The 21718-nt window shown below is 38.6% G+C and carries 25 protein-coding genes and 1 pseudogene; 15 read left to right on the top strand and 11 right to left on the bottom strand.

Annotation, left to right across the window (positions count from 1 at the left end):
- From H5154_RS16940 to H5154_RS16970, 7 genes are all read left to right on the top strand, one after another.
- On the top strand, window positions 1-186 hold a 186-nt coding region (locus tag H5154_RS16940; protein ID WP_182719050.1), incomplete at its 5' end, for a T6SS immunity protein Tdi1 domain-containing protein.
- A gap of 62 nt (window positions 187-248) precedes the next feature.
- On the top strand, window positions 249-725 hold the full coding sequence (locus H5154_RS16945) for an SMI1/KNR4 family protein (RefSeq protein WP_182719051.1): 477 nt from the start codon (window positions 249-251) through the stop codon (window positions 723-725).
- A gap of 67 nt (window positions 726-792) precedes the next feature.
- Window positions 793-1137, top strand: coding sequence for a DUF600 domain-containing protein (locus tag H5154_RS16950; protein WP_182719052.1), 345 nt, complete (start codon window positions 793-795; stop codon window positions 1135-1137).
- A gap of 48 nt (window positions 1138-1185) precedes the next feature.
- Window positions 1186-1428, top strand: a complete 243-nt coding sequence (locus H5154_RS16955; RefSeq protein WP_182719053.1) for a hypothetical protein — start codon at window positions 1186-1188, stop codon at window positions 1426-1428.
- 264 nt (window positions 1429-1692) lie between these two features.
- Complete coding sequence (locus H5154_RS16960) at window positions 1693-2037, top strand: PEGA domain-containing protein (RefSeq protein ID WP_182719054.1); 345 nt, start codon at window positions 1693-1695, stop codon at window positions 2035-2037.
- Between the two features lie 156 nt (window positions 2038-2193).
- Complete coding sequence (locus tag H5154_RS16965; RefSeq protein WP_259398543.1) at window positions 2194-2814, top strand: hypothetical protein; 621 nt, start codon at window positions 2194-2196, stop codon at window positions 2812-2814.
- Window positions 2804-3889, top strand: coding sequence for a rhomboid family intramembrane serine protease (locus H5154_RS16970; RefSeq protein ID WP_182719055.1), 1086 nt, complete (start codon window positions 2804-2806; stop codon window positions 3887-3889). The genes H5154_RS16965 and H5154_RS16970 overlap by 11 nt, the downstream gene beginning before the upstream one ends.
- 50 nt (window positions 3890-3939) lie before the next feature.
- On the opposite strand, the gene H5154_RS16975 is transcribed toward H5154_RS16970, so the two are convergent.
- Window positions 3940-5136 (bottom strand): iron-containing alcohol dehydrogenase, encoded by a 1197-nt coding sequence (locus H5154_RS16975; protein ID WP_182719056.1) that lies wholly within the window; start codon window positions 5134-5136, stop codon window positions 3940-3942.
- 46 nt (window positions 5137-5182) lie between these two features.
- A complete protein-coding gene (locus tag H5154_RS16980; protein WP_182719057.1) occupies window positions 5183-5542 on the bottom strand; it encodes a DUF1294 domain-containing protein in 360 nt (119 codons plus the stop codon).
- A 52-nt stretch (window positions 5543-5594) separates the two neighbouring features.
- On the opposite strand from H5154_RS16980, the gene H5154_RS16985 reads away from it, so the two are divergent.
- On the top strand, window positions 5595-6122 hold the full coding sequence (locus H5154_RS16985) for a hypothetical protein (protein WP_182719058.1): 528 nt from the start codon (window positions 5595-5597) through the stop codon (window positions 6120-6122).
- Between the two features lie 269 nt (window positions 6123-6391).
- On the opposite strand, the gene H5154_RS16990 is transcribed toward H5154_RS16985, so the two are convergent.
- Both H5154_RS16990 and H5154_RS16995 read right to left on the bottom strand, forming a co-directional pair.
- Entirely contained in the window at window positions 6392-8512 is a 2121-nt protein-coding gene (locus tag H5154_RS16990; protein WP_182719059.1) for a methyl-accepting chemotaxis protein, read from the bottom strand.
- A 432-nt stretch (window positions 8513-8944) separates the two neighbouring features.
- Window positions 8945-9373 (bottom strand): organic hydroperoxide resistance protein, encoded by a 429-nt coding sequence (locus H5154_RS16995; RefSeq protein ID WP_182719060.1) that lies wholly within the window; start codon window positions 9371-9373, stop codon window positions 8945-8947.
- A gap of 125 nt (window positions 9374-9498) precedes the next feature.
- Between H5154_RS16995 and H5154_RS17000 the strand changes: the two genes are divergently transcribed.
- From H5154_RS17000 to H5154_RS17020, 5 genes are all read left to right on the top strand, one after another.
- Window positions 9499-9930, top strand: a complete 432-nt coding sequence (locus H5154_RS17000; RefSeq protein WP_149981882.1) for a MarR family winged helix-turn-helix transcriptional regulator — start codon at window positions 9499-9501, stop codon at window positions 9928-9930.
- A gap of 104 nt (window positions 9931-10034) precedes the next feature.
- Entirely contained in the window at window positions 10035-11045 is a 1011-nt protein-coding gene (locus H5154_RS17005; RefSeq protein WP_182719061.1) for a zinc-binding alcohol dehydrogenase family protein, read from the top strand.
- A gap of 362 nt (window positions 11046-11407) precedes the next feature.
- A complete protein-coding gene (locus H5154_RS17010; protein WP_182719062.1) occupies window positions 11408-11638 on the top strand; it encodes a helix-turn-helix domain-containing protein in 231 nt (76 codons plus the stop codon).
- Between the two features lie 64 nt (window positions 11639-11702).
- Entirely contained in the window at window positions 11703-13049 is a 1347-nt protein-coding gene (gene astB, locus H5154_RS17015) for an N-succinylarginine dihydrolase (protein WP_149981885.1), read from the top strand.
- A gap of 3 nt (window positions 13050-13052) precedes the next feature.
- Window positions 13053-13586, top strand: coding sequence for a GNAT family N-acetyltransferase (locus H5154_RS17020; RefSeq protein WP_182719063.1), 534 nt, complete (start codon window positions 13053-13055; stop codon window positions 13584-13586).
- A gap of 253 nt (window positions 13587-13839) precedes the next feature.
- Here H5154_RS17020 and H5154_RS17025 read toward each other — a convergent pair whose 3' ends face one another.
- The gene (locus H5154_RS17025) at window positions 13840-14694 is read right to left on the bottom strand and encodes a mechanosensitive ion channel family protein (protein ID WP_145242032.1); all 855 of its coding nucleotides are present in this window, start codon (window positions 14692-14694) and stop codon (window positions 13840-13842) included.
- A 346-nt stretch (window positions 14695-15040) separates the two neighbouring features.
- Between H5154_RS17025 and H5154_RS17030 the strand changes: the two genes are divergently transcribed.
- Window positions 15041-15721: an SDR family oxidoreductase gene (locus H5154_RS17030; protein WP_182719064.1), complete on the top strand. Its 681-nt coding sequence runs from the start codon at window positions 15041-15043 to the stop codon at window positions 15719-15721.
- Window positions 15722-15779: 58 nt separating this feature from the next.
- Here H5154_RS17030 and H5154_RS17035 read toward each other — a convergent pair whose 3' ends face one another.
- From H5154_RS17035 to H5154_RS17045, 3 genes are all read right to left on the bottom strand, one after another.
- Complete coding sequence (locus H5154_RS17035) at window positions 15780-15947, bottom strand: hypothetical protein (protein ID WP_182719065.1); 168 nt, start codon at window positions 15945-15947, stop codon at window positions 15780-15782.
- Window positions 15948-16484 (bottom strand): hypothetical protein, encoded by a 537-nt coding sequence (locus tag H5154_RS17040; RefSeq protein ID WP_182719066.1) that lies wholly within the window; start codon window positions 16482-16484, stop codon window positions 15948-15950. It abuts the gene before it with no gap.
- A gap of 174 nt (window positions 16485-16658) precedes the next feature.
- Window positions 16659-17030: a hypothetical protein gene (locus tag H5154_RS17045; RefSeq protein WP_182719067.1), complete on the bottom strand. Its 372-nt coding sequence runs from the start codon at window positions 17028-17030 to the stop codon at window positions 16659-16661.
- A gap of 279 nt (window positions 17031-17309) precedes the next feature.
- Here H5154_RS17045 and H5154_RS17050 point away from each other — a divergent pair, with 279 nt between their 5' ends.
- Complete coding sequence (locus H5154_RS17050; protein WP_182719068.1) at window positions 17310-18902, top strand: carboxylesterase/lipase family protein; 1593 nt, start codon at window positions 17310-17312, stop codon at window positions 18900-18902.
- A gap of 44 nt (window positions 18903-18946) precedes the next feature.
- On the opposite strand, the gene H5154_RS17055 is transcribed toward H5154_RS17050, so the two are convergent.
- The 3 genes and pseudogenes from H5154_RS17055 to H5154_RS24065 form a co-directional block, all read right to left on the bottom strand.
- Window positions 18947-19744: a response regulator gene (locus tag H5154_RS17055; protein WP_182719069.1), complete on the bottom strand. Its 798-nt coding sequence runs from the start codon at window positions 19742-19744 to the stop codon at window positions 18947-18949.
- A 25-nt stretch (window positions 19745-19769) separates the two neighbouring features.
- A complete protein-coding gene (locus tag H5154_RS17060) occupies window positions 19770-20486 on the bottom strand; it encodes a Sir2 family NAD-dependent protein deacetylase (protein ID WP_149981893.1) in 717 nt (238 codons plus the stop codon).
- A gap of 17 nt (window positions 20487-20503) precedes the next feature.
- Window positions 20504-21503: pseudogene (locus H5154_RS24065) on the bottom strand (GGDEF domain-containing protein).
- Window positions 21504-21718 lie beyond the last annotated feature (215 nt).

Raw genomic sequence — 21718 nt, forward strand, 5'->3', positions numbered from 1 at the left:
GGCCCACTCAATGCTAATGAAGTGTACGGCTTTGCGCCATTTTTATTTATGGGTGGCGAGAAAAAAATCAAGAATATTGAAAAGTGCGATATTTTTGCCCATTTGAATTTAATTGCCGACATGGGTGATATGGAAATTATTGATATGGCTTCTATGGTACGTGGCGCTATTAAGCAGTACGAATAACGCTGTATGCAAATGTGATTAGTTGAGGACTTAAACGAGCTTTATTTGGCACACATAACTTAATGAAAAACTTAGACTTAAAGAAAAAAGTTTCAGTAACACATGATGAGCTATATTCATTAGAAATGTTTTTTAATATTAACTTACCAATTAGCTACAGAGAGTTTATTTTAGAATTCAATGGTGCATCCCCAGAGGAAGCTATTATAAGAATTAACTCTGAAGAGCGGGTATTGGAAAGATTTTTAATAGTTTCGGAAGATGAAAAACTCGATAGTGGACTGATGCAATACGAAATTAAAGTAGTAATGGCTCAAATTGAGGAAAGACTTACAGCTAACGAAGACTTGGTTGGAGCCGAGACCTTACCTTTTGCTTATCTTTTTGGTGGTGATTTTTTATGCCTAGACTTCAAAGAAGATGCAATAAATCCTAAAGTAGTAATATGGGATCATAATGAATCTGAAGAATTATCGCCTGTTTTTTACAAAGCTTTTGATAATTTCCAAAAATTCCTTAATGCGATGTCTTTCGGCTGACATATATTTACAAACTTTATGTTTGATCATTTAATTTAAAGCTCATTTATAATACTAAGGACAGCACATGAAACCTGACATTACAAACATCCCACAACAACTCGGTCAGTACCTTTATCAGCAAATTAATGAGCCGTGGCTTAAAGCACAACTCATTTTAAATTGCGAAGATGAAAACGTACTTGAATGCAAAGCCCATTATCAAACAGCAGATGACTCAAGTGAACAGCCAATTACCGTGAAAGTCGAGATAGTCAATTTATTCAAACAAGTATTTGATAAAGCCACAAAGCAGCAACCCGAAAACTGGACACGCGCTATTTTTACCATTAATCGCCAAGGCCAATTTAATCTCAACTTTGAGCGTAACAATCACGATGATGACGTTATTACTGCACAAAATACGCACTAACTTAAATAAGTAAATTACTCTAATACAAAAACACTAAGGACAAAAAACATGGATGTTAAGAAAAACACCCGTAGCAAGCTAAGCCTAACCGCCTTACTTTTTTCAAGTAAATTTATCAAAAGCCCGGTTATTCGTATCGCGATCATCTTCGCCATTATTATCGCATGTTTACTAATGATCAAAGTGGCTATTATGGCCTTTTACATCACGGTATTTCTGCTTGTGACTGTTTTAATATGGGGTACATGGCGACGATTTGCTAAGCTTAAAAAGAGTAAAGCTCTAAGCTAATATTTATCATAATCATAATGAAATTGTTTCTTTTATTGTTATAAATATAACAAAACAAGGAAAAACTGGTATTTTTTGCAACTATGATTTGAACCTCATCCTTATACATACTAAAATGCCATTTGATTTATAGTTAAAGTAAATATAAAAGTCATGGAAGACTCTAGTAGAAATATAATCCTTCCTATTGTTACTCCATGATTTTTCGTTGCTAAAAGTGATATAAACAAAGATGTTTATAATGAACAATTTAATGGAGTAATTATGAAAAAATTAAGTGCGCTGGTTGCTATAGTGATGCTATCAGGTTGTTCAAGCAGCCCAAAAGTTGAACAACAGGCAGCCCCAGTTGAACAACCAGTTGTTGTCGCAGAAGAAGTTAACAGTGCAATATCATTGACTGTTATTACTTCTCCTGATGACGCCCGTATTCGCATTATGAATATAAAGCCGAAATACGAAGCTGGTATTGAACTCGATGAAGGTAAATACGACATCGAAGTTACTAAAGATGGTTACTTAACCTATAGAAAGTGGGTTACTGTTGACAAGAAAACGATCCTGACTATCGAATTAGATCAAATTGAAGCAAGCCAATCTGCGTTATAGTACCCCTGGTGGCAAGTGTATTCTTGCCATCATCACTTTGTGTTATCTTTATTAAAAATTAAGTATAGTTTACATACAAAGTTATTGTCGCATTAAAGAAATACCCGTATTCTATTGCGCTCATTAAATGGACAGTAAAGAATAAGGATATTAATTTTGGAGTCATCACAAAACTATTCTGACAGCTTAAATAAAATCTCCACACGAATACCTAACGCACTTAAAATAGTTGATAATAAAGAGCTAAAAAGCACTATTTTTTGGTTGAATCAAGTGCTTTTAGTAGTTTCAACTATCTTTGGTGTTTACCTAGCTGCGAAAAGCGGTTTAGAGCAAGTACTTAAATTTGATTCCTATAGTAAAATGGAAGATAACTATTATTTGCATACTTCATTATATGATAAAGTAAATGATAATTTAGAGAATATAAAACGCTATTCGTTACTTTTAGTACAAAGCCCACATACGAGTGAGCTTGAGTATAATAAGCCCACGTTTGAAAAATATATTTGGCATACCATGCAGTACTTGTTCACAACACTTGAAACGCCGAGTATATTTTTAACACAAATTCGTCGTTTTTATAGTTGTGCTGAGTGTGTAATTGAAGCGGCGTTAAGGCGTAAAATGTCTGCGCGCCAAGCGTCTATTGAACTAGACCAAATTGCCGATAGTATTGAGCAACAAACATTACCTCAACTAAAAACTAGTGCATTAAATTTACAACAAAACGATATTATTATCGGCTCATTAAAGGACGCTGATAATGCCAACTAAACGCTGCCCTCACTGCAAAGATCACCCTTTGGATGTTACTCATTATCAAGGTGAAGAGATAGATATCTGTCGCGAATGCGGTGGCTTATGGTTTGAAAAAAACGAAGTTAACCGGATGATTGCCGAAATCAACGAAGGTCCTATTGGTGAAAAATACGAGACTCATTTTGGTAAATCATTAGGTATTTCAAGACTAGACTGCCCTGATTGCAATAAGAACCTTGAGCGCTTTCATTTACTCGAAGATTTTCATACCGAAATTGATGTTTGCCGTCATTGTGATGGTAGTTGGATTGAAAAAAATCAATTAGAAAGCGTTGAAAACAGTCCTGAGCTCAAAACAAACCTAGACAAGCTAAACCAAAAAGTTAGTTGGAAAACTTATCTGTTTCAATTTTTAACGCAAATGCCCGTTGAATATAACCTAAAGCCAAAACAAACGCCGTGGGTTACTCGCAGTTTAATTGCACTCAATGCCATTGTTTTTGCCTTGTATTTTTTCAATGCAGAGGCATTCAGTGCAACCCTCGAATTGTTTGCAATGAATCCAAGTAAGATCTCTCAAGGCGAACATTTATGGAGTGTGATTACCTGTGTATTTTTACACGGCTCAGTAATGCACCTTATTGGTAATATGTACTTTTTATACATTATTGGCGATAACCTCGAAGACGTATTAGGTCATAAAAAGTTTTTAATATGGTATATGGTATGCGGTTTGGCAGCGTCTTTTGCTAGCTTTATCGTTGATCCCACCTCGATTATTCCAAGTGTCGGGGCTAGCGGCGCAATTGCAGGGCTATTTGGTATGTACTTAATGTGGTTTAGGCACGCCAGCCTTACTTTTATGTTTATCATTTATCAAAAGAAATTATCTGCAGTGTGGTTTTTTGTAATTTGGTTAGGGATCAATATTTATGGCATGATTGCAGCACCTGATGGTATCGATTATGGCGCTCATATCGGTGGCTTTATCGCAGGGTTATTGATCGGCTTTGCTCTTAAAGCAAAAATCACTGCACAAAATCCTATGATTGAATTATTAAATCAACCTGAAGCACAGTTAAAACGCTAATTTAACGCTTAAACCTTCCCTATCTGTGCTGATGGGAAGGTTTTCATTTATTACGTATCACTCACTACTTTATGAATAATGGCTTGGCATTGAGCTACGTTCATAAATTTTGGTACTGGATAGTCCCAGTTAGCCTCTACAATTGCAGCATCAGCAAGCTTTGGTATATCAGCTACTTTTAGCTCTTTTAAATGATGAGGGATCGCTAGATCAATAAGTAACTGCTCTAAGGTGTTTAATAGTATTGCTGCTTTTTCTGTTGGTTTTTGGTGTGATTGTGTTAATTGGCAATGATCAGCAATAGCCGCCAGCTTTTTATCTATACTGGAACCATAAAATTTCAGCACATGCATCAATACCACACTATTTGCTAAACCGTGAGCTGTGCCGTATTGCGCGCCAAATTGATGCGCTATAGCATGCACATAACCTACAGATGTTCGGGTAAACGCTTGCCCTGCATAAAATGAAGCGAGTAACATATTTTCCCGCGCAACTAAGTCATTACCATTTTTATACGCTGTTAATAAATTTTGTAAAATAAGTTCGATTGCCCGCAATGACTTGTCATCACTAAAAGCAAGGCCATTAGTGCCTATGTATGCCTCAAGTGCATGCGTGAGTGCATCGATACCTGTAGCTGCGGTAATAAAATCAGGCACCGTTTGTGTTAGCTCAGCAATTAAAACTGCATCACTTGGTACAAGAGCAAAGTCAGTGGCGGCATATTTTGTTTGCATTTGCGGATCGTTTACCACCGCAGCAACGGTCGTTTCTGAGCCAGTACCTGCGGTTGTTGGAATGGCACATAACGGGGGCAGTTTTTTCAGTACTTTAAACAAGCCTTTTAACTGCTTAATTGATTTATTAGGTCTTACTGCACGTGCGCCAATTAATTTGGCACAGTCAATTACTGAGCCGCCACCAACGGCGATAATACTCTGGCATGTGTATTGCTGATAAAGTGCTAAACCACTTTCAACATTGCTAATCGTTGGATTAGCATCAACGTCACTAAACAGCTGCCAAGAGATTGCATGCTCATCCAGCAAAGCTAAAATGGGAGCAACAACGCCTAAATTATTTAACGTATTGTCAGTTACAACTAACACAGGTTTATTAGGATTAAGTAATGCAAGCCATTGCTTAAACCCGCTATAACCTTGATACAAACGCGGAGCAGGAATACCAATAAAAATAACAATACATTTTAAAATAAAATGATAGCAGCGATATAAAAAATACATAAAATCGGACTTTTGTTATTTTTAGGTTACCTGATAGTGCATCAATTTAAAGCAATTGCCAATAATAGGCAGCCCCTAATACAGAAGTATTTATAATGATAGTGAGCCAAAGTACCGCAATAAAAGTACGTTTTTGTGATTTATGTCTTAACCATTGCTGAGCGATCAGTGCTCCCGGCCAACCACAAATTAATGCTAAAATATGTAAACTACGTTCCGGCACTCTAATAGGCCGATCTGTTGACTCTATCGCCAAACGCTTATCCCATTTATAAACTAAAAACGTAATACTGCTCATAGTACAGTAAACACTGGCAACCAAATATGGCCAATAATCAAGCAGCCCACCAATCACTAATACAACTAGAAAACTAACAGAAAAAAGCAATAATGTTTTTTTAATCAACGGACTCTCGCCTATACTACAATTTGAAAAACTAATAATGATAGGCACAATTATGTCATACCTAAAAACACTTTTACTATCTTTTTGCTTTATCTACGCTGGTGCTATTAGTGCACAAACGATTGACTTAGCACCAGAGCTTGAAGTATTTAAACCTTACCTCGGCACATGGCAAGCTGATTTCAATGTTGCCGATAATAAGCCAAAGATTCAGGATGTAGGTCGCTGGGAGCGAGCCCTCAATGGGAAAGCAATTCGTACCCTTCATTCCATTAATGAAGGTGAATATGGCGGCGAATCAATGATATTTTGGGATAGCAAAAAGCAGTCATTAGTTTTTTATTATTTCACCACCGCAGGGTTTTACACACAAGGCACCATGAAAGTATTGAGCCCTACGCAATTTGTAGCATACGAAACCGTAACAGGTTCAAAAGAAGGCATCACAAAAGTAAAATCAACCAGTAATTTTAAAGATGAGCAGTTTGTTGTCTCTACCTCTTATTTAAAAAAAGGCGAATGGACAAAACCTGAAAAACGTATTTACATTCGCAGTAACAAACAGGTTATTTTTAAATAGTAACGGCATAACAGTAATCGAGTGAATCAATTGGCTGGACTGATGACTTACCATATAAAAAGACATAACTAATTTAAAAGAGGTAGCCCGTTGAAATGCTTTTGCCGCTGTTTGGTTTTGTATTATTTTCTACAGCTAGATTAGAGTTGATCTAGTTTAGAATTGATAATGTAACTCAAACTAACCACGCCGAAGTGGCGTTGCTAGTTTGAGCGAACGGTTAAGTTATACCGATTTTATACAAAACCAATTTAATCGTATTGAAGGTATTATGTTTTCAATTTATTCAGTTCATCGTCTTGCTGTGCAACGAGCTGATTGAGCATTTGACTACCATCGCCGGCTTGAGTTGATAAATCAGCAAGTTGTGATGCGGCATCAGATATCCGCGTTAAATTACGATTAATTTCTTCGGTTACAGAGCTTTGCTCCTCAGCAGCCGTCGCTATTTGGGTGATCTGATTAGTGATCTCTTCCACTTTAATTACCACACTGTGCAAAGCATCAAAGGCAACGGTGGTTTCATCAACCGCGGTTTGTGCTCGCACAACCCCTTTTTCAATCACTGTTGAGGCATTACCCACTTCAAGCTGTAAGTTGTCAATTAAGCCACTAATGTCATCTGTTGACGCACGAGTTTTAGATGCCAGAGCACGTACTTCATCGGCTACGACAGCAAAGCCTCGCCCCTGTTCACCAGCGCGAGCTGCCTCAATCGCAGCATTAAGTGCGAGTAAATTAGTTTGCTCTGAAATAGTGCGGATCACATCTAAAATTTGTGTAATATCGTTACTACGCGCCGCCACCTTGGCTACGGCTTGATTGGCTTGCTTTATTTCTTCAGACATCGTTTTCACTTGTGATACCGCAGACGATAAACTCGCTTCGCTACTGACCACTAATGAATTGATTTCATCTGCCTGTTGCGCTGATTGCTCTGAAGCACGGGCAACTTCAAGGGCGGTGGCACTCATTTCATTCATTGCCGTTACTACACTTTCAATTTCTTGAAACTGAGCTTGCACATTTTGCTTAGTATCAACGGCTACATGTGCGGCAATTTGCGCCTGCTCTTTAGTCTGCCCTGATACATCTTTAAGTTGCGCAATTAAATCACGTAATTTTTCCAAAAATGCATTAAACCCAACAGCGAGCGCTATTAACTCAGCATGAGTGTCAACCGTTAACGTTTGTGTTAAATCCCCATCCGCGCTGGCTAAATTATCAACCCGTAGCTGAATTTGTTGCAGCGGTGCAACGATGCTTTTGACAACTAAAGTCATAATAATAAAGGCAGCGCCAGCAATCACTAAGCCTGATATTAAAATTAGCCCACCTAGTGTATTGGCATTTTCTTGCATACTCGCGCTGAGCTGCTGTGGCCCTTGCAGTGCAAGCTCTGCTGGTACTTCAACTAATAAAGTCCACTGGCGACCAGCAAGTTTAATATCTATTGGGTAATTGACTAAGTATTCATTTTCACCCTTTTGTACTCCAGAGCGTTCTTTCAAACTAGTATAATTTTTTAACACCGAGGCTGAGACGGCTTCTTTTAGCGGACGGCCAAGTTTGTCTTTGTTATGACTACTACCCACAATTAAATCCATCGAACTTAATAGGGTAACTCGCGCCTGACCATTATATAATTCTTTTGATAACTGCTCGGTCATGGTTTGAAAAACTGGCAGTGTAATATCAACACCACTGAGGCCAATAAACTTACCGTCGCGAAGTATTGGCACAGTCAAAGAAGTCATCATTTCAGAATTGCCGGGAGATATTTCGTACAGATAGGGTTCCATTATGCACGGCTTTTTAGTGTCTTTAGCACATAAGTACCACTCAGCTTCACGTTGGCCAAATTCGTTTAAGGTCGTAACGTATTTTTCTGCTGCATCTTCAACAACTTGCTGTTCAATCACACCTTCACGGCTGCGAGTGAAGTAAATCTCTAAGGTGCCTTGGCCTGCGACTGAATGATCATAGCCATTTTTATACTGTTGATCGTTACCATCAAAACCATTAGCTTCAAATTGCGAGTAGATTGAAGAAAGTATTGAATTACCTTCTATAATAGAGCTATTAAGCTGTACCACTGAATCACGCGTTAAAGCATCTTTAGCTGATTCATTACCAAGTATTGCTGCGAGTGAAAAAGGCACTCGATACGCTTCGTTGATAAATCCTGCGATTTTTTCACCGTACACAGCAGCATTGCTGGTGAGCTTTTCTTCTACCTCAGTAACTATCAATTTTTCAGCTTGTGCTGATAACACTTTATTGCTGCTTGATAATTGCCACCAAAGCACACTCGATAGCACTACAACGGTGATAAAAATACTACCTAAAGTAAGCCATAGTAACTTTTTCGCCAACGCTAATTGCCGCATTCCACTTATCCTTTAATTAAAACTACGTTTACATTCTAGTTCAATTATTCATAAGTTAATCTATTTTGTTGAAAAAAACATACTAACGCTGCGCTAATACTATTTAATTTTACCAGTAGCTAAAAAGTTTTCGCGATAACAAAACCAATTTAGACATCGAGTTGATCATTGCTGAACTATTTGTGTAAACGCTTGGCAATGACTTTGCACTCTATAAATAGTCTTAATATGGCAAAATAAAAATGGGGGATGTTGGTTGTCGGGTAGCACAAACTGAGGATTGAATATTAAGTACGAATTATCACAATAACGCGTCTTTGTTATAAATGGCGTTCTAAAAAGCTCATAATTATAAAAAACAGCCACAAAAAAGGCGTATTTAAAATAAAAAATGCGCCTTTTAAAATATAAATTATTCAAATTTACAATAAGTTAGATAACCGACAATTCAATTGCGATATTACCACGAGTAGCATTTGAATATGGGCAAACTTCGTGTGCTTTAGCCACTAACGCTTCTGCGGTGTCTTTATCTACATCACCTACAAAAACAGCTAATTTTACAGCGATACCGAAACCACCTTCGATTGGACCAATCGATACTTCTGAATCAATGCGGGTGTCAGCAGGTAACTTAACTTTAGCTTGGCCTGCAACTAATTTTAATGCGCCAATAAAACACGCTGCATAACCCGCTGCAAACAACTGCTCAGGGTTAGTACCTTGACCATCATCGCCACCTAACCCTTTTGGAGTTGAAAGTGCCACATCTAAACGGCCATCGTCTGATTTTGCAGACCCTTCACGGCCACCCGTTGCAGTTGCTTTAGCTGTGTACGCGACTTGTAGTAATTCTTTCATAATGTTTTCCTTATTTAAGGTTGGGACTGAATTTATTTTGTATGCAAAATAATAGAGCAGTTTATTGATCATTGCAAATACTTTGCGTACAAATTAAAATGCAATGTCATCATTCGAGAGCTACTATGAAATATCCACAATTGAAATTAGATAATCAAATTTGTCATCGTCTGTATATGGCCTCCAATTCAGTGGTACGTGCCTATCGAGATGCACTAAACGAACTTGAACTGACCTATCCACAATATGTGGTGATGATGGCGCTCTGGGAAGAAGATGAGATCAGTATTGCACAGCTGCTGGAAAAAACCGCAATTGATGGCGGCGCCATGACGCAAATTTTGAAAAAAATGACCGATAAAAGCTTATTAGCCGTGGTTAAAAATGAAACAGATAAACGTAAGCGAGTCGTAAAGTTACACAAACATGGCATACAGCTGCAACAACAAGCAGCGAACATCCCTGAGCAAATTCGTTGCCGTTTTCCATCTATTACACAGCAAGAAGCCACACAACTAATTACTTTACTTGATAAACTCAATACTGACTTAAGTTAATTATCAAAAATTTTGAGAGAGATTCGTGTATACATACCCCACTCTTTTTCTATTATAAAACTGCGTTATAGTGGGTGCAGCAAAACAATTTAACGGAGCAACTCATGAAAGCCATTGGATACCAAACAGCAACCAAAACACTTAGTAATCATTCTTTCGAAGCCATCGAGTTACCTATTCCAACAGCATCCGGTCACGATTTATTGGTCGAAGTAAAAGCAATTTCAGTTAATCCTGTCGATGCGAAGATCCGCGCAAATGTTAGCCCTGAACAAGGTCATAAAGTCATTGGTTGGGACGCTGTTGGGATCGTAAAAGCTGTTGGTGATAAAGTAAGTTTATTTAATCTGGGCGATCGGGTTTATTACGCCGGTGATTTAACGCGCTCAGGCAGTAATGCTGAATTTCAACTAGTTGATGAACGTATTGTTGGCCGTGCGCCTATTACCTTGAACGATGCCCAAGCTGCTGCGTTACCGCTAACCAGTATTACAGCCTGGGAATTACTGTTTGATCGTTTGCAAATATCACGTTCCAACAATGCAAAACCAGCTTCATTATTAGTTATTGGTGCCGCAGGCGGTGTTGGCTCAATTTTAGTGCAGTTGGCTAAACAGCTAACCAACTTAACGGTGATAGGCACAGCATCACGCGTAGATAGTGTTAGCTGGTTAAATGCGCTAGGTGTTGATCAAGTGCTTGATCACTCACAAAGCTTAGATACACAACGAACAGAGCATAATCTTGCCGAATTTGATTATGTCGTTAGCCTCACTCATACCGATCAACATCTTGATGAAATTATTAAAGTGATCAAACCACAAGGTAAATTAGCTTTAATAGACGACCCAGCAAGTTTTGATATTTTAAAACTCAAGCGCAAAAGTATCTCGCTACATTGGGAGTTTATGTATACTCGTTCAATGTTCCAAACTGACGATATGATAGCGCAACATCAGTTACTTACTGAATTAGCAGAGCTAGTTGATAACGGCATCATTAAAACTACCTTAGGCCAACATTTAGGAAAAATTAATATAGAAAACCTGCTCAAAGCGCACGCAATATTAGAATCTCATCAATCTCGCGGTAAGCTGGTACTTGAAGGGTTTTAAACTTACTTAATATTATTGCGCGCTCATCTGAACGCGCAAATAATTCCCCTTCTGCTCCAGCAAAGTGCAAAGCCATCATTATTTTTCACTACATTAGTGCTTATACTCAATCATACAACAACGAAAAAACCTTAAGCTATTGATTTGTTTTAACTAAAAATAATTATTAAGACTGGCACAGATCTTCCTTACAAAAGAGTAACTCACTAATCTGAGTTTTACCTTCATTTACCTCGTCTACAGGGAGCGAGCTATGACTAATATTTATCATATGTTGTATTTACTATGGCGCTTAGATATAAGCATTTGGCATATTCACCATGCTAATGATCCACATACCACCGCAGAAAAGGAGCGTGAATATGTTAAGTAACTACCCGCACTTAGATGAAGCGCTTAAAAAGTTGTCGGTGCATCAATTAACAATTAGCCAAGCCTCTGAGCACTATGATTTGCCCAAACGAGTTATCTATAAAGCACTGCGTCAACAACAAGCAAAAATAGCACAGCAAAAAAGCTACCTACTCGCAGCACAAAAACGTTTGCAACAAAACTTGCAGAGCGTAGAGCTAGAATTAGCTAATTTTAATTAACCTACTACTGATTATTTTCTGTATAGTTTAAATACACTAAAATTAGTAAAATTGCAGGATAACTATGACAGCTGTAGAAGTTAATTTTGATGGCCTTGTAGGCCCGACTCATAACTACGCGGGATTATCATACGGTAACGTAGCATCATTAAATAATGCGGCAAGTTACTCCAATCCAAAAGAGGCGGTACTGCAAGGCTTAGCGAAAATGAAAGCTATGCATGACTTGGGACTAACTCAAGGGGTATTTGCCCCACATGCCCGCCCTGATATAAATGTATTGCGTCGTTTAGGATTTACAGGCACTGCAGAACAAGTGATCAGTAAAGCGTTTAAAGCTGATCCTGTTTTAGTTCGCGCATGTTATTCAGCATCATCAATGTGGACTGCCAATGCCGGCACTGTATCACCATCAGCCGACACACTTGATGGCAAAGTTCACTTTACTGCTGCTAATTTGAATAACAAATTTCATCGCTCCCTTGAGCCTCAAACAACAACACGATTACTTAAAGCCATGTTTAATAACGAAGGCTACTTTAGTCATCATACCCATTTGCCAGATCAAGGTTTTTTTGGTGATGAGGGCGCGGCTAACCATACTCGCTTAGGCGACGAGCATGGTGTTCAAGGTTTGGAGCTGTTTGTATATGGTGCCAGCGCATTTAACAGCGCACTGCCTAAGCCAGTTAAATTTCCTGCAAGGCAGACACTTGAAGCATCACAAGCAATATGCCGACTACATCAGCTAAAACCATCTAGCCAATTAATGATTCAACAAAACCCTGAGGTGATTGATCAAGGGGTGTTCCATAATGACGTAATCGCGGTGGGTAACGCCAATGTATTACTCTGTCACGAGCAAGCTTTCTTAAATCAGCCTCTCGCCCTACAACAAATAAAAGATGCATATATTGGCGACAAAACACTGCATATTATTGAGGTGCCAACAGCCAAAGTAAGCGTGCAAGATGCTGTAACTAGCTATTTATTTAATAGCCAACTGGTTAGTTTAAACAATGGCAAAATGTTACTAGTTGCTCCACAAGAATGTAAAAACAATCAGGCAGTTAACAGTTATATTGAAGAAATGATCCTTGCAGACAATCCAATTGATCAAGTGCAATTTTTTGATTTAAAACAAAGCATGCAAAATGGTGGTGGCCCTGCTTGCTTACGTTTACGTGTAGCGCTAAATCAACAAGAACTCGCGGCAGTCAACCCTGCGGTTATTTTAAACGATAGTAAGTACCAACAACTGTGTGATTGGGCGAATAAGCACTATCGTGACAAACTTAGCAATGATGATTTTGCAGATCCAAACTTGTTACGTGAAAGCTGGCAAGCGCTGGATGAATTAACTCAACATCTGCACCTAGGCTCTGTGTATCCATTTCAATTAGAAGGATAAACCATGCAAGATACAAGCGTTGTAGATACGCAAATACATAAAATCAGTTCACTAGCGGGATATCAGCAATCGCTAAATCATTTACTGGTTGATAGCGTTAACAATGGTGCATCGATTGGTTTTATCGCGCCATTGACGCGCGCACAAGCAGATCACTACTGGTACAGTATTGAATGCGATTTATTAAATGATAGCCGCGAATTATTTGTTATCACCGAAGGATCTGAGGTAATTGGTGCAGTGCAATTAGCGCTGTGTCAAAAAGCTAATGGCGCTCACCGCGGTGAGGTTGAAAAGCTAATGGTACATAGCCAATACCAAGGCCAAGGATTTGCAAAACAACTTATGCATATCCTTGAAAAAAGTGCGCTGCAGCAACAATTAAAACTACTGGTACTGAATACCCGCTTAGGCGATATTGCCTCACTTTTATATGAAAAATTAGGCTATATAGAAGCCGGTGAAATACCACAGTTTGCCCTTAGTTCATCGGGCGAATTACAAAGTACTGTGCTGTTTTATAAATTACTTAAGTGAGTTAAATTCGTCAATCGCTTACAACCTTATAATGTTATCAGCAGTCACTTCGTTTTTGTAACCTACCATAAAGGCATTTACTATAACGTTTAAATCGCTGCTGATACGTTGACAGAACAGATAAAATGGGATCAAGTAGACGAACTTATGAGCATGTTTTCAATGAGCACAAAAAGAAAACGCCAGTCAATATTAATTAACTGGCGTTAAGCTGACAGATTGCTATTTAATATATTAAATCACTATCTGTTATTTATACATCCTTGTTAACGGTTATTGCCGATGCCATCGACTCCGATATATGTAACGTACGCTGCGGAAATGGAATTGTCAGCCCTGCTTGCTCAATAGACTCTTTTACACGCTTATTAAGATCCCAGACTGTTTGCCAATAATCACCGTTAACTGTCCACGCACGTAATTGAATATTCACTGAGCTTTCAGCTATCGATGTCACCATCACCTTAGGTGCTGGATCCGCTAATAATCGGCTTTCTGATGCGGCTATTTCTTTAAGTACATTTAAGCCATCATCTATTGAGTCAGCAAACGAAATACCTACTACAATATCCATGCGTCTTTTACCATTGCGAGTGAAATTTTTAATATTGCCACCCCACACTTTGCCATTTGGCGAAGCGATATATAGGCCATCATTGGTTTTAAAAATAGTTGTAAAGAGGTTAATTTCACTCACAGTACCCGTTGTGCCACTGGCATCAACAAAGTCACCAACTTTAAATGGCCTAAGTATTAATAACATAATACCTGCGGCAATATTACTGAGGGTATTCTTTAACGCAAGGCCAATCGCAAGGCCAGCCGCCCCCATAAGTGCTATTAAACTGGCTGTATTAACACCAAAAATATCTAAAATAAACAACCCTGCAATGATATACACCAAGTAGCCCAGCACACTCGATAAAATTGGTAGTAAGGTTTTATCCATTTTCTTAAGAGGCGACTTAGAGTTTTGGATCGCTCTTTTAACAGAGCGCGCAATTAGAGCACCAGCTATAACAATAGCCAACGCTAGAATCAGTTTATAACCTAGAGTCATTATGGTTTCTGAATGATTTTGCCAAAACACTAATAACTTATCTTTCACTGTTTATTTCCACTAAGTAATTGCTGCAATTGAGCAAGGTTTAACATAGCTTACACAAGGTTAAAACCACATTGTTATAAGCCAATAAGTGTGAGCTGCTATAACCATTTGCGATTTGTAGCCTGCTAAAAAATAAGCTGGCCTCAAAGCGAAACCGCGCGATTATATAGCATAATAAATATAAACCTAACTTTTTATTTTAATCTTTAAAAACAATTAAAAATCATACAGTTAAATCAATCCAGCAAGTTGGTGTAATAAGCATTCAATGGAGGTTAATCCTTCACTGTTACCATCACCACTAAGAGTATCAAACCTAGTCTCAGATTTAATCGAGGAGCAAGTCATGAGTAAAGAAAAAGTTGTACTTATTACGGGCGCTTCCAGTGGTATTGGTGAAGCAACAGCAAAAACCTTAGTCGCAAACGGTCATAAAGTAATTTTGACCGCTCGCAGTGAAGACAAACTTAATGCGCTGGTTGAAGAGTTAGGGGCTGATAACGCATTAGCAGTTTGCGCAGATGCCACTGATTTTTCATCGCTTGAAAACGTAGTTAATACAGGTATAAAACACTTTGGCCGCCTTGATGTTGCATTTGCCAATGCCGGTATGGGTGTTCAAACGCCAGGTGTTGAAGAGGGCGATCCTGAGCAATGGCAAACAATGATTGATATTAATATCAATGCACTGCTTTACACCGCAAAACTCACTCTGCCACATCTAAGAAAAACCACAGGACACTTTATTTTAACCAGCTCAGCCGCAGGACGGATTGCCCTTAAAGGCTCTGTTTATGGCGCAACAAAATGGTTTGCTTACGGTTTTGGGCAAAACTTAGCTGAAGAAATGAAGCCATGGCAAGGACGCTGCACCACTATTGCCCCAGGCATGGTCAATACGCCTTTTTTTGATGAAGCAAAACCCGACAAACTCGACCAAAATGATGTAGCCGAGGCGGTACTATTTGCTATAGAGGCAAACCCACGTTGCAATGTACGAGAGTTATTTTTGATGCCGAGTAATTAACGGACTCGACAGTAATAAATGCCCTTAACAGGGCATTTAATTTGATCCAAGCAGTAAATTAATTACTGCAACTTAAACGCGCCTGTTTTAATCGGTTAATTGATGCGATAACTTGCGCAATCGTATCATTATTGATCTCGATAACTTGCGACTCACTTAACGCATCTTTATTTTGCAGAGCATCAATAATTAAGCTGTACTGGTTTTTATACCTAAGTGGATTCATCTAGGCTGATTGCCGATAGTGATCAACAGCAAAACTAAATAAAACTTTGATCATAAAAAATAGACTCACCATCAAAAACCACGTTGGTAGCGATAAGTAAATCAACAAAAAGATGCCATAACACATTAAGTTTGCAGCAATAAAACCCTGTATTGATTTACCATGTAACGCATTAACAACAGATGCTGCCACTATCGTATATGCCCACATAAGCAGTGCAGTATCTAGTGGCTGTGAAAGTAACCACGCAATCACTATTATATGAACGTGAATGGCAATAAAAATCAGCCTATTTTTAGGACGCTTTGTGTAAAACTCATTGGTACCAAGAGTGAAATTAGCAATACATCCTGCTAATACGTCAGCAATTAATATAAAAGCTAAGATTGCTCGCCAATTATCGAGTTTAATCTCCGCAACCGAATAAATAACCCAACTGCCGACTAAAGCAAACAAAATAGTACCGGTGACCTCTAAAATCGATTGTTTTTCGCCAAACACTTCATGCAAAAATTCAGGGGTTTTAAAATACTTCATTGTTAAACATTTCCTTATTTAAATTAAATTTTTGAACAACGACTTTCCATGTTTTTAACTATGCAAGTAGGTGACAAGATAAGCACCACTAGCAGCCAACGAAATAACATTATCTATATAGACACGCCATTAATTAAAAAAACACCGTAAAGGTAGCTGGATATGCTCAGGGATCTAATCAGAGATCACATACTTTTTTGCATCAACTGTGACTTCAAATAAAAGATACTCTGAATTTCTGCCAATATAACGCTCACCTATATTTGGCGTTATCTTATATATATTTCCGGTAAGAGTAAGCTGACTAGAGGCTGATATCTTTTCAAACCCGCCGTAAGGGCTGAGATGACCCTCTACGTTGTGATCTTTTAAGTAGTCGTTTCGAGGATGGCCAACCCATATAGGTTCGACATGAATTTCACTACTTTGAAATAATTTATTTGCTTGATAATGAATGGGCTCAAAGCACTGCTTCTCTATTTTAATATCACTGCAACCACTGATAGAGATCACAGCAAGTATTGTAATATACTCAATGTATTGCATATCAACGTATTCCTTTACATACACTTGGATCTAGCTATTGGCAGCACTGCAATGCTAGCATTTTTATAACCCACATTTGGGTAAGGTATTTGCTTGAGTAACGAAAGTATTTTTATGTAGCAATAAGTCTAGCATTGATGAATTAATAATCTAATAAATACAACGAGTCTCTCGGTATAGCATTTGATTATTTTCTGTATAGTCACTTTTTATTATACGAGTCTAGATGCTACTATCTGATAACTATAGACATTAAAACAACCATTACAGGGCTTAAAAATGGTATTGCGTTCTCTTAAATCTCTGCTTTTTATTCCATCACTGATCGCTACTATTTTTATTGTACAAGCTTGCTCCGAGCCATCCCAAAATACCATTGCTGATGTAACTGGCGGCAAAATTCAAGGTACTGATTCGGGTAAAGTGATTTCTTTTAAAGGGATCCCTTTTGCTGCTCCGCCGGTAAATGATAAGCGCTGGCGCGCACCGCAACCAGTAACTCACTGGCAAGGTGTAAAAAGTACTACCGAATTCGCAGCAGATTGCATGCAAAAACCATTTGCTGGCGATGCTGCACCACTGGGAACCCCACCAGCTGAAGATTGTTTATATTTGAATGTGTTTAAGCCTGCAAAACAGAGTAAACAGCCTTACCCAGTAGTGGTGTGGATTTATGGGGGTGGCTTTGTCAATGGCGGTTCATCTCCTGGTGTGTATTCCGGTGAAAGTTTTGCAAAGCAAGGTGTGGTGTTTGTCAGCTTTAATTATCGACTTGGCCGGTTTGGTTTTTTTGCTCATCCAGCACTGAGTAGCTTTGAAAATGATGCTCTTGGCAATTATGCCTTCATGGATCAAATTGCAGCATTAAACTGGGTCAAAAGTAATATCAGCCAATTTGGTGGTGATCCTCAGCAAGTCACACTGATGGGCGAATCTGCGGGCGGTAAGTCGGTGCATGCAATGATGCAAACCTCTGCTGCACAAGGATTATTCAATAAAGCTATTATTATGTCTGGTGGTGGCAGAGAGCTTTTTAATCAACTGCCACTAACCAGTGATAATAAAAATATCCTATCAGCTGAGCAAGTGGGAGTTAACTTTGCAGCTCAGCACGGTATAACAGGCGATAATAAAGCAGCATTAAACGCACTGCGTGCGCTAAGCGCCGAGCAGCTTGTTGATGGCCTTAACTTAGCAAATATGACCCCTACCCCAGAAGCGCCCACCTATGTTGGCGGGCCCATTTTAGACGGTATATTAGTTAGTTCATCGACCGAAGAAGCATTCAACGAAGGTAACTTTAGCCATGTTCCCACTATGGTTGGCACCACAGATAAAGATATTGGCTTTGCAATTTACAGCACAAAGGAAGCATTATTTAAAAGTTTTGGCTCACGCGCTGAGCAAGCCCAACAAGCTTATGACAGTAAAGGCAACACAGATCTCGCAATACTTAATTATGAAACTGGTCAAGACCTCTTAATGCAAGAACCTGCTCGTTTTGTTGCTCAACAAGTGAGTAAATTTTCACAGCCCGCGTTTATTTACCGATTTGGCTATGTAGCACAAACAGTTACTGCACAAGGCGCAGCGCACGCGACTGAAATACCTTACTTTTTAAATACAGTAACAACTAAGTATGGCCATATTACCACCGAGCAAGACAAACAAACGGCTAAAACAATGCATCGTTACGTTACTAATTTTATTAAATACGGCACACCCAATGGGCCGGGGTTATCTGCTTGGCGCGCATTTAAAGAAGATGAGCGCTATATCCTACAACTGAATAAACAAGGTACTGCGACTTTTTCACCAGATCCTCTTGAAGCTCGTCTTGATGTAACACAAGCTAAAGCCTCAATAAAATAGTGTTGAAGTAACTCAGCTTGCTATTAAGTCATTTAGGTGAATATCTAAGACATTATTTTAAATAGCAGCTCTCTTACTGTGGCAGGTTCAAATGGCTTGTCACATATGGCATCTACACCAGCTTGAGCAATATTAGCTAAATGAGTGTCGTTTGCCTCAGAACTCACCATCAAAATAGGAATATGCGAGTAAGCATTCGAGCTTCTTACGGTCTCCGTTAGCTCTTTGCCATCCATTTCTGGCATATTGTAATCAGTAACAATTAAATCAAATGATTGACTATTAAGGTGTTCAATCGCCTGTTTGCCATTTTCGGCTTCTACAGGCGTCGGTATTCCCATTCCAGCCAAGACCCTAATAATATGCTTACGAGCAAAACGACTGTCATCAACCACAAGTACACGCAATAGCGTTACATCAAAATGCTCTAACTCAACTTCTTCTTCAGTGATGATATCTAAGGTTGCCTTTAACGCACGCGTAATTGCCTCAGCGCTAAATGGCTTTGGTAAAATAGCTAATACCCCTGACTGCCTTAACTGTTCAAGATAGGTTTTATTGCGCTCTGTTGATACCAGCATAAAAGCTTGATGCTCAATACCAGGGGTTACTCTGATTTTTTGCAATAAAGAGTCAGCGCTACCGTCAGAAAAATACATGCTGCTAATAACCAAATCCGGCTGATAATTCTCCAGCATTGTTAACGTTTTCGCTTGAGAAGTGGCAGTTTCAATTTGTGACACACCGCATTGAGTAAGTGACTTTATAATAAGCTTTTGCTGAACATCTGAAGGCTCTACTAATAATATTGATAAATTGGCTATTGCTGTTAAATCTTTCATTTAAATCTCTTCAGTGTTGCTATGTTTAGTTACGTTGAATATAGTCTAATGCAGTCATTTTATGATAACTCACATTACTATACATAACATGCGCAGGTTCTGGATCAACGATTTCGATTGGGATATCGTAATTGCGTGCCACTTCTAGCGCCATTTGGGTAATATTAACGCTAAACGAAGTGCCAATAAAAACGATTTTATCGGCATCAAGCATCCGCTGTTGTGCTTCGCTAATACGATAAAGTTCAGTGTAATATTCATCAAATAGCAACACAAAAGGCTTTAAAGATTGATCCACCACTGGCTGCTGGTTTTCAATGTTAAACAGCTCAAGCAGTGACTCATGTAAGCGGCTTTCGTCTACATTATCCCACGGTGTCGTATGCGCTTTCACATCATCGCCTTGATGATGAAACAAAGTCATTTGATCAAGCCGGCCATGAATGGCGATATAGTTTTTATTGCCTGCTTTGCCATCTAGTCCGTCAATATTTTGTGTGATCAGGTTTTTATCGCTCAACCACTGATGAACTTCGTTAGGACCGTGGTTGCGATAAGTAGCAAAGCGATGATAATACCAAGCTAAAAACTCCCGTGGGTTGTTTTCATACATAGCACGCGTAGCCATTTCCATTGGCGTATAGTTTTTACTGCCAATAGTCCAAAACCCATCTTCACCTCGAAAGGTAGGAATGCCGCTGGCGGCACTCACACCGGCTCCGGTTATATATAATGTATTCATAGCGTTCCCAATAAGCGCTAAACACACGTTTGATTTTTGCCTTGCTTCTTTGCTTGATAAAGCAATTCATCCGCTTTGTGCATCGCTTTATCAATCGGCACATCCGCAGTTAGTTTACTGATCCCCATGCTCACTGTAACAGCCAGCTGGTTTACACCAATATCTAAACGATTTTGTGATAAAGCATAATGAATATCGTTGGCAAATTGTGTCGCTTGTTGTTTATTTTTATGGCGTAGAAAAAATAAAAACTCTTCACCGCCCCACCATATCATTTTCACTTAACTGAGCAACAAATAAATCAGCAAGGTGCTTTAGTACTTCATCGCCAACTGAGTGACCATATTGATCATTAATATCCTTAAAATTATCTACATCCGCAATGATAATACTCCCAGTTTGCAGCTGGGCATCAAATTGCTCGAGTTCCGCCATAGCATAACGTCGATTAGGCAAGTTTGTTAAAGGGTCGCGAGTCGCTAAATACTCATTTTTATGTACAAGTTCAATCAAACGGTGGCTATACATTTGCCGAAAATATTCATAAAAGCCACTCAATAACGCAACAATTATAAAAGAAGCAATAATACGAATTGGAAAATAAACCGAGTAACCGCTGTAAAATTTAAAGTAGCTCGATAAATAAAAGGCGCCAGTTACGCAAATTACAAAAATAATTAAATCAATGATTCCCCGTTTAAAACCACGCACAAAAAAGGTTACCGGAGATACAATAAAAATCCAAATAGGCCCAGTACCATGGCTCCCTCCTGTAAGTACTAAATAAATCATTAAAGCATATAAAGTATACAAAACAATTAAAGAGGAAATCTCGACTCTATCACCAAGGCAAAAAGGGGAAGCAAGTAAAATTGATGAGCCTAATAGAGGGTAAACCAAAGTAGATTGATTATTAAACAAAGCGATTATTGCCATACAAAGCGTTGTCAACGTACCTATTACGGAAAAGAACCTAATAATAAGTTTTCGTTCGGCCATATCAGAATAGCTAATCATCAATACAATGCATCACTTATCAATAGTAAAGGCAATCTTTGCATGCAAAAACTGATTGTAAGATTGCACTAAAATTAAAATAATTAATCAGTTACCAGTTCAAATATAGTCTAGACATGAGATCATTGTAAAAGTGAAAGTAATAAATAGTTGCTAAAAGTAAGCTTACACGCGAATAACATCCTAGTATTACTAAGCTGAGCAAATAGGTTTTG

Origin of the sequence: Pseudoalteromonas sp. SR44-5 (genome assembly GCF_014163675.1) — a bacterium.
Classification (GTDB): domain Bacteria; phylum Pseudomonadota; class Gammaproteobacteria; order Enterobacterales; family Alteromonadaceae; genus Pseudoalteromonas; species Pseudoalteromonas rhizosphaerae.

Coding starts and splice junctions, on each gene's coding strand:
- H5154_RS17050 (WP_182719068.1), top strand. CDS start 17,310: ATGGTATTGCGTTCTCTTAAATCTCTGCTTTTTATTCCATCACTGATC.
- H5154_RS17045 (WP_182719067.1), bottom strand. CDS start 17,030: ATGCAATACATTGAGTATATTACAATACTTGCTGTGATCTCTATCAGT.
- H5154_RS17030 (WP_182719064.1), top strand. CDS start 15,041: ATGAGTAAAGAAAAAGTTGTACTTATTACGGGCGCTTCCAGTGGTATT.
- H5154_RS16960 (WP_182719054.1), top strand. CDS start 1,693: ATGAAAAAATTAAGTGCGCTGGTTGCTATAGTGATGCTATCAGGTTGT.
- H5154_RS17005 (WP_182719061.1), top strand. CDS start 10,035: ATGAAAGCCATTGGATACCAAACAGCAACCAAAACACTTAGTAATCAT.
- astB (WP_149981885.1), top strand. CDS start 11,703: ATGACAGCTGTAGAAGTTAATTTTGATGGCCTTGTAGGCCCGACTCAT.
- H5154_RS16950 (WP_182719052.1), top strand. CDS start 793: ATGAAACCTGACATTACAAACATCCCACAACAACTCGGTCAGTACCTT.
- H5154_RS17020 (WP_182719063.1), top strand. CDS start 13,053: ATGCAAGATACAAGCGTTGTAGATACGCAAATACATAAAATCAGTTCA.
- H5154_RS16945 (WP_182719051.1), top strand. CDS start 249: ATGAAAAACTTAGACTTAAAGAAAAAAGTTTCAGTAACACATGATGAG.
- H5154_RS16990 (WP_182719059.1), bottom strand. CDS start 8,512: ATGCGGCAATTAGCGTTGGCGAAAAAGTTACTATGGCTTACTTTAGGT.
- H5154_RS16975 (WP_182719056.1), bottom strand. CDS start 5,136: ATGTATTTTTTATATCGCTGCTATCATTTTATTTTAAAATGTATTGTT.
- H5154_RS16995 (WP_182719060.1), bottom strand. CDS start 9,373: ATGAAAGAATTACTACAAGTCGCGTACACAGCTAAAGCAACTGCAACG.
- H5154_RS17010 (WP_182719062.1), top strand. CDS start 11,408: ATGTTAAGTAACTACCCGCACTTAGATGAAGCGCTTAAAAAGTTGTCG.
- H5154_RS17055 (WP_182719069.1), bottom strand. CDS start 19,744: ATGAAAGATTTAACAGCAATAGCCAATTTATCAATATTATTAGTAGAG.
- H5154_RS17000 (WP_149981882.1), top strand. CDS start 9,499: ATGAAATATCCACAATTGAAATTAGATAATCAAATTTGTCATCGTCTG.
- H5154_RS16970 (WP_182719055.1), top strand. CDS start 2,804: ATGCCAACTAAACGCTGCCCTCACTGCAAAGATCACCCTTTGGATGTT.
- H5154_RS16985 (WP_182719058.1), top strand. CDS start 5,595: ATGTCATACCTAAAAACACTTTTACTATCTTTTTGCTTTATCTACGCT.
- H5154_RS17035 (WP_182719065.1), bottom strand. CDS start 15,947: ATGAATCCACTTAGGTATAAAAACCAGTACAGCTTAATTATTGATGCT.
- H5154_RS17040 (WP_182719066.1), bottom strand. CDS start 16,484: ATGAAGTATTTTAAAACCCCTGAATTTTTGCATGAAGTGTTTGGCGAA.
- H5154_RS16955 (WP_182719053.1), top strand. CDS start 1,186: ATGGATGTTAAGAAAAACACCCGTAGCAAGCTAAGCCTAACCGCCTTA.
- H5154_RS17060 (WP_149981893.1), bottom strand. CDS start 20,486: ATGAATACATTATATATAACCGGAGCCGGTGTGAGTGCCGCCAGCGGC.